Origin of the sequence: Rhizobium mongolense USDA 1844 (assembly GCF_000419765.1) — a bacterium.
GTDB classification, from domain to species: domain Bacteria; phylum Pseudomonadota; class Alphaproteobacteria; order Rhizobiales; family Rhizobiaceae; genus Rhizobium; species Rhizobium mongolense.
The window spans coordinates 25,182-36,869 of record NZ_ATTQ01000015.1 but is presented as its reverse complement, the minus strand read 5'-3'; the positions used below and the strand labels follow the sequence as shown (position 1 = coordinate 36,869).

Annotated in this window: 12 protein-coding genes; 3 read left to right on the top strand and 9 right to left on the bottom strand. The window is 60.1% G+C overall.

Annotated elements, in window-relative coordinates; all coding sequences use genetic code 11:
• Nucleotides 1-99: 99 nt before the first annotated feature.
• Nucleotides 100-648 carry a L,D-transpeptidase family protein gene (locus tag A3C3_RS0125150; protein WP_051154520.1) on the bottom strand — a complete coding sequence of 183 codons (549 nt, stop codon included), beginning with the start codon at nt 646-648 and terminating at the stop codon, nt 100-102.
• 144 nt (nt 649-792) lie between these two features.
• On the opposite strand from A3C3_RS0125150, the gene A3C3_RS0125145 reads away from it, so the two are divergent.
• Complete coding sequence (locus A3C3_RS0125145) at nt 793-1,476, top strand: response regulator transcription factor (protein WP_022717337.1); 684 nt, start codon at nt 793-795, stop codon at nt 1,474-1,476.
• A 13-nt stretch (nt 1,477-1,489) separates the two neighbouring features.
• Nucleotides 1,490-1,945, top strand: a complete 456-nt coding sequence (locus A3C3_RS0125140) for a cyclic nucleotide-binding domain-containing protein (protein ID WP_022717336.1) — start codon at nt 1,490-1,492, stop codon at nt 1,943-1,945.
• 3 nt (nt 1,946-1,948) lie between these two features.
• Here the strand turns inward: A3C3_RS0125140 and A3C3_RS0125135 are convergent, their stop codons facing one another.
• The 6 genes from A3C3_RS0125135 to tesB form a co-directional block, all read right to left on the bottom strand.
• Nucleotides 1,949-2,752 carry an exodeoxyribonuclease III gene (locus A3C3_RS0125135; RefSeq protein WP_022717335.1) on the bottom strand — a complete coding sequence of 268 codons (804 nt, stop codon included), beginning with the start codon at nt 2,750-2,752 and terminating at the stop codon, nt 1,949-1,951.
• Between the two features lie 117 nt (nt 2,753-2,869).
• Entirely contained in the window at nt 2,870-3,538 is a 669-nt protein-coding gene (locus A3C3_RS0125130; RefSeq protein ID WP_022717334.1) for an outer membrane lipoprotein carrier protein LolA, read from the bottom strand.
• A gap of 137 nt (nt 3,539-3,675) precedes the next feature.
• Complete coding sequence (locus A3C3_RS0125125) at nt 3,676-6,342, bottom strand: FtsK/SpoIIIE family DNA translocase (protein WP_022717333.1); 2,667 nt, start codon at nt 6,340-6,342, stop codon at nt 3,676-3,678.
• 242 nt (nt 6,343-6,584) lie between these two features.
• Nucleotides 6,585-8,012: an ammonium transporter gene (locus A3C3_RS0125120; protein WP_022717332.1), complete on the bottom strand. Its 1,428-nt coding sequence runs from the start codon at nt 8,010-8,012 to the stop codon at nt 6,585-6,587.
• Between the two features lie 28 nt (nt 8,013-8,040).
• Nucleotides 8,041-8,379 carry a P-II family nitrogen regulator gene (locus A3C3_RS0125115; protein ID WP_027511789.1) on the bottom strand — a complete coding sequence of 113 codons (339 nt, stop codon included), beginning with the start codon at nt 8,377-8,379 and terminating at the stop codon, nt 8,041-8,043.
• A 222-nt stretch (nt 8,380-8,601) separates the two neighbouring features.
• Nucleotides 8,602-9,486, bottom strand: coding sequence for an acyl-CoA thioesterase II (gene tesB, locus A3C3_RS0125110; RefSeq protein WP_022717330.1), 885 nt, complete (start codon nt 9,484-9,486; stop codon nt 8,602-8,604).
• Nucleotides 9,487-9,570: 84 nt separating this feature from the next.
• Between tesB and A3C3_RS0125105 the strand changes: the two genes are divergently transcribed.
• Complete coding sequence (locus A3C3_RS0125105) at nt 9,571-10,785, top strand: ubiquinone biosynthesis hydroxylase (RefSeq protein ID WP_022717329.1); 1,215 nt, start codon at nt 9,571-9,573, stop codon at nt 10,783-10,785.
• Here A3C3_RS0125105 and A3C3_RS0125100 read toward each other — a convergent pair.
• Together A3C3_RS0125100 and A3C3_RS0125095 are read right to left on the bottom strand one after the other, a co-directional pair.
• On the bottom strand, nt 10,782-10,970 hold the full coding sequence (locus A3C3_RS0125100) for a Trm112 family protein (protein WP_022717328.1): 189 nt from the start codon (nt 10,968-10,970) through the stop codon (nt 10,782-10,784). The two genes, A3C3_RS0125105 and A3C3_RS0125100, sit on opposite strands and share 4 nt — an antisense overlap.
• Nucleotides 10,971-10,980: 10 nt before the next feature.
• On the bottom strand, nt 10,981-11,664 hold the full coding sequence (locus A3C3_RS0125095; protein ID WP_022717327.1) for an LON peptidase substrate-binding domain-containing protein: 684 nt from the start codon (nt 11,662-11,664) through the stop codon (nt 10,981-10,983).
• Between the last annotated feature and the right edge of the window lie 24 nt (nt 11,665-11,688).

Here is an 11,688-nt window from a genome sequence, read left to right as displayed (position 1 = left end):
AAATTGAATCCGCAAGCGGACTTCCCGGCATGCCATTCAGCCTGAGCGCCGGTCAAAACGGATATAGGAGACGGTCCGCAGATTATCACCCCTGATGCCTCAGAGAACGCGTACGACTGTCCCCTTGCGCATGTGCGGCAAAAGCCGGCGCATGTCGCGCGGATGGACGGCGACGCAACCGGCTGTCGGCTCATAGCCCGGCCTGATGAGATGGAAGAAGATGGCCGATCCCCGATTGCGGGCGCGGGATGTGATATTCCAATCCATGACGAGACATATGTCGTAGAGGCCGTCCTTGCGCTTCAACTCTTCATGGCTTGGACGGAAGGGCGCTCTGACGAGGCGATTGTAGTTCGGATCGCCGGGCTGGTCGCACCAGAGCATGTCCTGACGGATGCGGCGGAGCGAGAGCGGTGTTTCGAGGCGGCTCGGACGTTCGCCGCGGCAAAATCCGTAAAGCAGCTTCATTGAAGCAATCGGCGTTGCACCGTCGCCCTCGCGCTTCAAGATGGTGCGGCCGGAACGGCCGATTGCGGCGGGAAAGACGAAGGGACCGCATTGAACCAGTGCGCGGCTTTGCCTGCCGGGCGCGGGACGCACAATAATGGTGGATGATACCGTTCTTGCGCTTCGCCTTGTTTTCTCCATTTTTCTCACATGTTTTTGTTTTGCTTGGGACTTCGATTGAAATCACATCGGCCCTGGCCCGGCAACAGCACGTTTCCCGGTCTTTGCCAGCGATCGAAATATGGCGTAGGACTTGATGAGACGGAATCTGAGGAACAGAACCGCATGACCGCACGCACCATTCTACTGGTGGATGACGACAACGACCTTCGCGAAACCCTGACGGAGCAGCTTGCGCTCTATGATGAGTTCACGGTGCTCCAGGAGGCGACGGCCGGCAAGGGCATACAAGCTGCGCGCAGCACGCCCGTCGATCTGCTGATCATGGATGTCGGACTGCCGGATACGGACGGACGCGAAGCCGTGAAGCTACTGCGCAAGGGCGGCTTCAAGGCGCCGATCATCATGCTGACCGGACACGATACGGATTCAGATACGATCCTCGGCTTGGAAGCCGGCGCCAACGACTATGTCACCAAGCCGTTCCGCTTCTCGGTGCTTCTGGCGCGCATCCGCGTCCAGCTTCGGCAGCACGAACAGAGCGAGGACGCGACCTTCACAGTCGGGCCCTATCTCTTCAAGCCCAGCCAGAAGCTGTTGACCACCGAAAACGGCCAGAAGATTCGCCTGACGGAGAAGGAAGCGGCGATCATCCGCTATCTCTATCGCGCGGAACAGAAGGTAGTCACCCGGGACGTCCTTCTCGAAGAAGTGTGGGGCTACAATTCCGGCGTGACGACCCATACGCTCGAAACGCACGTCTACCGCCTGCGCCAGAAGATCGAGCGCGATCCCTCGAACGCCGAAATCCTGGTAACGGAAAACGGCGGCTACAAGATCGTACCGTAGGGCAAAGAGCCGCATGGCGCTGACAGACGATATCAACATGCTTTCGCAGCAGCCGCTCTTCAGTGGCATGTCGGCCGACCAGTTGCGGCTGATCGCCTTCGGCGCCGACCGGCGTTTGATTTCCACCGGGCAGATGCTTTTCCGAGAAGGATCACCGGCGGAAAGCGCTTATGTCGTCGCCAGCGGCGCGCTGGAGCTCAGCACGGCGGGCCCAGATGGCCATCCCAAGGTCGAGCAGATCGCGGGCCAGGGCACATTACTGTCCGAACTGGCTCTGGTAACGCTCGTGGAGCGCAAATTCACGGCCGTGGCGCGGGAGGATTCCAGCGTCATCCGCATCACGCGAGCGCTCTTTTACAGGCTGATCGAGGAATATCCGGATGCGGCCCGCATCATAGAAAGCCGCATTCGCGACAACATCGCGGAATTGGCGGCACGGGCGAGCGCACAGCTTCACCGCTTTTCGTAGATTTCAGAGGTTGAAATGCGCGGTCACCGGCACGTGATCGGACGGACGATCCCATCCGCGAGCCTCCTTCAGGATGTCGATGCGCTGGAGCAGCGGGCCGAGGTCCGATGACGACCAGATATGATCGAGGCGGCGGCCGCGATCGGCAACCTCCCAGTCCCTGGCGCGGTAACTCCACCAGGTATAGAGCTTCTCGTGGGACGGCACGTGCTGGCGCATGAGATCAAGCCAGGCTCCGCGCTTCATCGCCTCCAGCAGACCCTCGGTTTCGACCGGCGTATGGCTGACGATCTTCAGCATCTGCTTGTGCGACCAGACGTCATGCTCGAGCGGCGCAATGTTGAGATCGCCGACGAGGATCGCCGAGGTATTCGCTTCGCCGTTGGCCTTCAGCAGCTTCATTTCCTCGACGAAATCCAGCTTGTGGGCGAACTTCGGATTGATGGCCGGGTCCGGCTCGTCGCCGCCGGCGGGCACATAGAAATTATGCAGCCGGACGCGGCGCCCTCCGCGTTCGAAGATCGCCGAGATATGGCGCGCGTGGCCGACATTTCCGTAGTCCAGGCGATGATCCTCCTGGAGCGGGATGCGCGAGGCGATAGCGACGCCATGATAGCCCTTCTGGCCGTGCACGATGATGTGCTCGTAACCCATGGCGCGCAAAGGGGCCGCCGGAAAGAGCTCGTTCGGAACCTTGGTTTCCTGCAGGCAGAGAATATCCGGCCTATGCTTGAGGACGAACTGCTCGACGATCGGCATGCGCAGCCGCACCGAATTGATGTTCCAGGTGGTAATCGAGAAGCTCATGCCATTGCCTTTCAACGAGACTGAAAAGGCCTTAGAGCAAAGGCGCTGGGGATGGAACGTCCACAAGCAGAAACGCCCGGCTTTCACCGGGCGTTTTTCACAGAAAGTCATATGACATCAGTCACGGGAAGCGGCAGTGCCTGGAATGCTTTCGTACGGCACTCTGAAGACCTTCTGATCAAACTGAACGCCGGTCCTCACATTGAACACCATTACGGATGTGTCCTTGCCCTGATTATCGGTGATCGTCCACTGACGCAGATCGTAGGTCTTCGGATCGAACATCATCGTGATCGTCGAATTGCCGAAGATCGTCTTATTGCCAAGCGCGATCGTCGTCAGGTCCGATTCTTCCTTCACGCTCTTTACCGAACCGTCCGACAGGTTGATCCTGCGTGCAAGCAGCAGGCTGAGCGGCGTCTTGGAAAGCGGATAGAGGCTCCAGGTCTTCAGTTTCAGGTTACCGACCGCAACATTCCTGCCGTCGGAGATCACCCGGATCGGCGACGGATCGTCGTAGTTGAAGCGAAGCTTGCCGGGACGCTCGATGAAGAATTTGCCGCCCGTCTGCTCGCCGCGCGGGCCGAACTGCACGAATTCGCCCTGCATGGTGGCTACGTTGGAGAAGTGGTTGGCAATCGCCTGTGCCGTCGAAGAACCGCCGGCCGCTGCCTGCGCGAAGGCGTCGAAAGGCGCTGCAGCCGAAACAGCCGCCAGAGCCATGGCGCCGAGAAGGTGACGGCGGTTCAGCAGCAAGCCACTGGAATGGAAATCGGAGTTGGTCATCTAGGTCTCCTATGATGCGACCTGCATGCTGCCGAAAGGCGGCGTCTTCAAGGCGCAGAAGCATCGCTGCAGAAGGTAACGTTTCCGAGGCGATCAGGTTTCCGTGAAGTCATTGCCCCGGCATATTTTTTCAGCCTCTAGCGATCGAGGATATCGCCTTCGGTCGGAACCAGGATTTCGCGCTTGCCTGCGTGGTTCGCAGGTCCGATGACGCCTTCCTGCTCCATGCGCTCGATCAATGATGCGGCGCGGTTGTAACCGATGCCGAGACGGCGCTGGATGTAGGAGGTCGAGGCCTTGCCGTCGCGAAGCACGATGGCGACTGCCTGATCATAGGGATCGTCGGAATCCGCCAGATTGGACGTCCCGGCCGGACCGCCGTAATCATCGTCCTCGTCGTCATCAGCGGTGATCGCATCGAGATATTGCGGTGCGCCCTGGGTCTTCAGATAGGAAACGATCTCCTCGACTTCCATATCAGCCACGAAGGGACCATGCACGCGCTGGATGCGCCCGCCGCCAGCCATATAGAGCATATCGCCCATGCCGAGCAGTTGCTCGGCGCCCTGCTCGCCAAGGATTGTGCGGCTGTCGATCTTCGAGGTGACCTGGAAGGAAATGCGGGTCGGGAAATTCGCCTTGATCGTGCCGGTAATGACGTCGACGGACGGACGCTGGGTCGCCATGATGACGTGAATGCCGGCGGCGCGCGCCATCTGCGCCAGACGCTGGACGGCGCCTTCAATATCCTTGCCGGCGACCATCATGAGGTCAGCCATTTCGTCGATGATGACGACGATATAGGGCATCGGCTGCAGGTCGAATTCCTCGGTTTCGTACATCGCTTCGCCGGTGTGGCGGTCAAAGCCTGTCTGCACGGTTCGGGAGATGGCTTCGCCCTTGGCCAGCGCCTGCTCAACGCGCGCATTGAAGCCATCGATGTTGCGGACCCCGATCTTCGACATCTTCTTGTAGCGCTCTTCCATCTCGCGGACGGTCCATTTGAGCGCGACGACAGCCTTCTTCGGATCGGTGACTACCGGCGACAGCAGATGCGGAATGCCATCATAGACCGAGAGTTCGAGCATCTTCGGGTCGATCATGATCAAGCGGCACTGTTCCGGCGTCAGACGGTAGAGCAGCGAGAGGATCATGGTGTTGATGGCAACCGACTTACCGGAGCCTGTCGTACCGGCAACCAGCAGGTGGGGCATCTTCGCGAGATCGGCAATGACGGCTTCGCCGCCGATCGTCTTGCCGAGTGCCATGGCAAGCTTCGCCTTCGAACCTTCGAAATCACGCGATGCGATCAGTTCGCGCAGGTAAACAGTTTCACGCGTTGAGTTTGGCAATTCGATGCCGATCGCGTTGCGGCCAGGGACGACAGCGACACGGGCGGCGATCGCGCTCATGGAGCGGGCAATGTCGTCGGCAAGGCCGATAACGCGTGAGGACTTGATGCCCGGGGCCGGCTCGAGTTCGTAAAGTGTGACGACTGGGCCAGGGCGGACATGGATGATTTCACCCTTGACGCCGAAGTCTTCCAGGACGCCTTCGAGCATGCGGGCATTCTGTTCCAGCGCATCGGCGGAAAGCGATGAGTCACGGATGACATTCTTTGGTTCGGCGAGCAGATGAATCGAGGGAAGCTGGAAACCTTCCGGACGAATGAAGGAACCCTGCTGTTCGCGTTCGATGCGGGCACCGGGCTTCGGACGCGAGATCTGCGGCACGACGCGCGGCTCGGGCTTGCCGCCGGCGGCCTTTGCCGGCGCACGTATCATCCAGTCATCTTCGTCGTCATCCGGCAGAATATCGGCCGGACGCGGAGGCATGTCGCTATCGAATGGCACTTCGCCATCGTCGTCGTCGAGCGAAATCGAGGGTGCAGAGACGACCCGGCGCGGCGAACTGACGCGCGGTTCCATCGACGGCTCCAGGCGCTCGCTGCGGCCTGCCGGCGCCTTGGCGCGGACGGGCTCGTTCAGCGTACCGAATTCGTCGTCGTTGAAGTCGTAGGGCGATTCGAAATCGCTCTGGCGGCGCTTGCGTGGCGCCATGCCGAGGATGCGGCGCATCCGCGCTTGGCTCATATACCAGGCATGCGTCAGCGCTCCGAACGCAAGCCAGCCGCCGTCTTCGTCGTCCTCATCCTCGTCGGCATCACCAACAGAGCGGGCCTTGGAAGGTATGGCCACGAGTGCATCGCCCTCATCCTCTTCAGCTTCCGTGCGGCCGAGGATGCCGGCAGCAAAGAGCATCATCCAGGCGGTGGGCAGCACGAACACGCAGCCGACAGCCGTCGCGAACGCACCACTTGGGTAGGCGCCGACGAAGAGAGCCGGAAAACGAAGGATCATATCGCCGATGACGCCGCCGATGCCGTTCGGGATCGGCCATGTCAGCGGCGGCGGGAAGCAGCCGATCACGGCAGACGAAAGGATCGAGCCGAGAGCCCAGGCGCCGGCCCGTTGAGGAATGCGGCTCATGCGGCGGCCTGAAATCAATGCCAGGGCCCAGGCGACGACCGGCAACAGCGCCACGACGCTTGCAAGGCCGAAGAACTGCATCGCGAGGTCAGCAAATGCGGCACCGCCATATCCCAGGACATTTGCCGGCGCATTGCCGGTCGCGTAGGAATAGCTTGGATCTGTGACGTTCCATGTCGCGAGTGCCGCGACCGCGAGCGCCAATAGCAGGAAGATCGCAAAGCCCAGGAGAGCCTGCGCCTGCCGGAACACGAACCCTGAGAGGGAGAAACGGTCCGGCCGGCTATCGATCACCGGCGACGTGCTTCTTGCCATATACCCAACCCGTCCAATGCTGAGCGCGCGAATCGCCGAAGCGTCGCCACGCAATATGCGTCCGCCCCACCTAATCAAAGGAGGGTTAAAGCGATGTTAACCATGAGAGACTGGACAAGCCGGACCGCCAAATAAAAAGGCCCGAACCTAAGGTCCGGGCCAAGATGCAGCCTATATTTAATTCGATAGGCCGCGACGGGCTGTTCAGCGGCGCCCTTTGCCGGGCGCCGCTATCCCTGCGATCAGGAAGAGTGGTAGGCGGCTTCGCCATGGGTCGACAGGTCGAGACCTTCGCGTTCTGCCTCCGGGGTTACGCGCAGGCCGACGATGAGGTCGACGATCTTGTAGAGGATCGCAGAGCCGACGCCCGACCAGACGAGGGTCGTCAGGACGCCCTTTAGCTGAGCCCAGACCTGGGTTGCCGTACCGGCGTAGGATGCAGCAAAGTCCGGCGTCGAGTAGTCGACGATACCTGCGCCGCCGAGAGCCGGGTTGACGAGAATGCCGGTGCCGATGGCGCCGATGATGCCGCCAATGCAATGCACGCCGAAGACGTCAAGGCTGTCGTCGTAGTTGAACTTGTTCTTCACGACGTCGACGAAGAAGTAGCAGGCCGGCGAAACGATCAGGCCGAGAACGATCGAGCCCATCGGACCTGCAAAGCCTGCTGCCGGCGTAACGGCAACGAGACCGGCAACAGCACCCGAAGCGGCACCCAGCATGGAAGCCTTGCCGCGGGCGAAGGTTTCGACGATGCACCAGGAAACAGCGGCAGCAGCCGTTGCGACGAAGGTGTTGATCATCGCGAGCGAAGCATAGGAGTTGGCTTCGAGGTTGGAACCGGCGTTGAAGCCGAACCAGCCTACCCACAGAAGCGATGCGCCGACCATGGTGAGCGTCATCGAGTGCGGAGCCATGATTTCCTTCTTATAACCCGTGCGCTTGCCAAGCATGATGGCGCCGACAAGACCGGCAATACCGGCATTGATGTGAACGACCGTGCCGCCGGCGAAGTCGATTGCACCATAGGAGAAGATCAGGCCGGACGGCGAGCTGTAGGAGCTCGGACCACCCCAGAACCAGACCATGTGCGCCATCGGGAAGTAGATGAAGGTGACCCACAGGACAACGAACAGCATGACGGCGGAGAACTTGATGCGCTCGGCAAACGCACCGACGATGAGGCCGGGCGTGATGCAGGCAAACGTCATCTGGAACACGATGAAGGTGTATTCCGGAATGGCGACGCCCTTCGTGAAGGTCTCGGCGAGCGACGACGTGTTGACGCCAGCAAGGAAGGCCTTGGAGAAACCGCCGATGAAGCTGTTCAGCGAACCGCCGTCGGTGAAGGCCAGCGAGTAGCCGTAGGTGACCCAGATCAGGGACACAACAGCGGTGATCATGAAGACCTGCATCAGCACGGAGAGCATGTTCTTGGCGCGCACGAGGCCGCCATAGAAGAGAGCCAGGCCGGGAATGGTCATCAACAGCACGAGCGCCGAGGAGACGAGCATCCAGGTATTGTCACCCTTGTCCATGGTGAAGGCTGGAGCCGCGGCATCGGCAGCAGCCGGCGCGGTCTCCTGCGCAAAGGCGACGACCGGCGCTAAGAGCGCGGCAGACGCAGCCCCGAGCCGCGCAAATATGGAAGAAAACTTCGAAATTGACATTGGAATAAAGCTCCTTGCTCAGCCGTTCTTACAGCGCTTCGGTATCGGTTTCGCCCGTGCGGATACGGACGGCATGGTCGATCGAGTAGACGAAAATCTTGCCGTCGCCGATCTGGCCGGTCTTGGCCGACGACGCGATGGCTTCGACGGCCTTGTCGACGATTTCTGATGCGACTGCGATTTCGATCTTGAGCTTCGGCAGGAAGCTGACCGCATATTCCGTACCGCGATAGATTTCGGTATGTCCCTTCTGGCGTCCGTAGCCCTTCACTTCGGTCACGGTCAGGCCCTGGATGCCGATCGCGGTGAGGGCTTCGCGGACCTCATCGAGCTTGAACGGCTTGATAATGGCCATCACAATTTTCATCTGGTTTTCCCATCCTTCGTTATCCTCGGCGCGGAGCCGACTCTCCTTGCCGCTGACGTTCACGAACAGCGACTGGGGATCTACATTCAAAGGGCGTGCCAGTTTCGAGCAGATTATAAGTTATTGAAAAATAAAGAGTATAATGAACGATGCTATTTAAGAGGCAAATGACGTGGCAACAACCGCCCAAATAATGCCCAAATTTGCAAATTTGCACATTTTTTATTCATTTGCCTTTTTCCGAATCAAACCTTCCTGCGCGACTGACGCAATCAGAACACCCGATCGGGTAAAAAGGCTACCGCGCGTGAGACCGCGAGCACCAAAAGCCGATGGGCTATCTTGTGTGTAAAGCAGCCAATCCTCAAGTTTATCAGGCCGATGAAACCACATGGAATGGTCAAGGCTCGCAACCTGCAGGCTCTGGTCGAAGATCGACGTCCCGTGAGCGTAGAGCGAGGTATCGAGCAGCGTCATGTCGGAGAGATAGGCAAGCACGGCAGCTTGATAGAGCCGGTTGTCCGGGACCGGCCCTGTTGCGCGCACCCAGACGTCCTGGCGGGGGTCGAGCTTCTTGTCGGAAAAATAATGTGTCAAGGAGACCGGCCGGATTTCGATCGGCCGTTCGCGCTCCCAGTACTTGCGCACAGCCGCCGGCGCATGCGCGAGATACTGCTCCTTGAGCTGCTGTTCGCCGAGCAGTCTTTCCGGCATGGGGATATCAGGCATCACGATCTGATGATCGAACCCCGGTTCCTCGATCTGGAAGGAGCACGAGAGTGCAAAAATTGCCTTGCCGTGCTGGATTGCCACGACCCGGCGCGTGTTGAAGCTCGCTCCGTCACGGATGCGCTCCACCTGATAGACGATCGGCACGGACGGATCGCCCGGCCGCATGAAATAAGCATGCAGCGAGTGAACGAAGCGCTCTGTCTCAATTGTCCGCTGGGCAGCCATCAATGCCTGACCGATCACCTGTCCGCCAAAGACGCGCTGCCAGCCGACCTGCGGACTGCGGCCGCGAAAGATATCGACTTCGATCGGCTCAAGATCGAGCGTGGCGAGCAGCGTTTCCATGGCTGTGGGTTTGGCCGCGTCTTCCATCATTTGTTCAGCTCCCAACGGTAGGAAGTGGGGATGCGATGATCTATATAGATCATCATTGTAATCACAAGGCGCGGAGAGCGGGCGATGCAGGACATGCTGGTTGTTGGCGGAGGTTACGTCGGCCTTTCCGCGGCGGTCGCCGTCAAGCAGGCAGCCCCCCACCTCGATATTGCGGTCGTTGAAGCGGCGCCTGAGCATGTCTGGCAGAAGGATATGCGCGCCTCGGCCATCATCGCCGCGGCAACGAAGATGCTGGAAGTCTTCGGCATCTGGGGGGAAATCCAGCCTGAAGCCCAGCCGATCACCAAGATGATCGTGACCGATTCGAGGACCGCCGACCCGGTCCGCCCGGTTTTCCTCACCTTCGATGGTGAAGTTGAAGATGGCCGCCCTTTTGCACACATGATCCCGAACGCCGTCCTGGTCCGCGCGTTGCGCGGCGTCTGCGACCGGCTTGGCATCGAAATCCGGCATGGACTGAGCGCCACCGGCCTGAAGACGGAAGAAAACCGGATCTCCGTGACGTTGTCCGATGGCAGCGCACTGGAATCACGCTTGCTCGTCGCCTGCGATGGCGTGCGCTCGAAGCTCCGCGATCTGGCGGGCATAAAGACGGTCAGCTGGGACTACGGCCAGTCCGGCATCGTGGTGACCGTCGAGCACGAGCGGCCGCACAATGGCTGCGCCGAAGAGCATTTCCTGCCTTCCGGTCCGTTTGCGATCCTGCCGCTCACCAACAACCGGTCTTCCCTAGTCTGGACCGAGCGCGCCCACGATGCCGACCGGCTTGTCGCCGGCGACGACCTGATTTTCGAAGAGGAACTGGAGCGCCGTTTCGGCCACAAGCTCGGCGCGCTCAAGGTGATTGGCGAAAGGCGCGCCTTCCCGCTCGGCCTCACGCTCGCCCGGGCCTTCGTGGCGCCGCGCTTTGCACTTGCTGGCGATGCAGCCCACGGCATTCACCCGATTTCCGGCCAAGGCCTCAATCTCGGCTTCAAGGACGTGGCAGCATTGGCAGAAACCATCGTCGAGGCCGACCGGCTCGGGCTCGATATCGGCTCGATCAATATTCTCGAGCGCTACCAGACTTGGCGCCGCTTCGATACATTCCGTATGGGGGTGACGACCGACGTGCTGAACCGGCTGTTCTCCAATGACGTGATGCCGGTGCGCATTGCCCGCGACGTCGGCCTGGGCATCGTCGACAGGATCCCGGGCCTCAAGTCCTTCTTCATCGGACAGGCGGCCGGGATCGCGGCCAGGAACAATCCGCGGCTTTTGGCAGGCGAGACGATCTAATCGTCCAGCCGCCGCGCCTCTGACACCAGCATGATCGGGATGCCGTCACGGATCGGATAGGCTAGGCGCGCCTTTTCCGAGACGAGTTCGTTGTGCTCGCGGTCATAGCGGAGCGTGCCCTTGGTGAGCGGACAAACAAGGAGTTCAAGCAGTTTCGGGTCAATACGACTGAGTTTTTCGTCCATACCCGATGATTTACTGCAAAACCGTATCCGAGTCACCGAAGACACGCGCGAGCACGATTTCAGTGATTGCGATCAGGGTTTCTGCCCTGGTCTTGAGATCGGGAGCCTCCAGCAGCGCCTGCTTCTCTGCAGGGCCAAAGGGCGACATCATCGCAAGCGAATTCACGAGGGTCAGATTGCTGGCGCGCTCGACGCTTTCCCAGTCGGCCTCCAGCTTGTTCGCATCGAGATAGGCCCTGAAAGCGGAAAGCAAAGCGCCACGATCGACGGCATCTTCCTCATCGCGTGCGGAGAGATCGGAAATGAAGGGAGCGATGCGGAAGCTTCTGAACGGCTCATGCGTCATTTTCTCGCCAAGCAGGCGGAAACGGCAAACGCCCGTCAGTGAAACGATATAGCGCCCGTCGCCCGTCTCGGCGAACGAGGTGATCCGACCGATGCAGCCGACGGGAGCAAGATGAGGTTCGCCGCTTTTGTCGCCCGCCGTCGAATCATTGTCGCCAAGCGCCGGCTGGACCATGCCGATGAGCCGGTTGCCACCCAACGCGGCATCAAACATCGCGAGATAACGCGGCTCGAAAATATTCAGCGGAAGCTGTCCCGTGGGCAGGAGAAGAGCGCCGGTCAGAGGAAAGACGGCGATCGAATCTGGCAGATCGCCGGGCTTTAAATATCTTGCATTCCCGACTTGCATCAAAACTTGTCCCACAACCAAGCG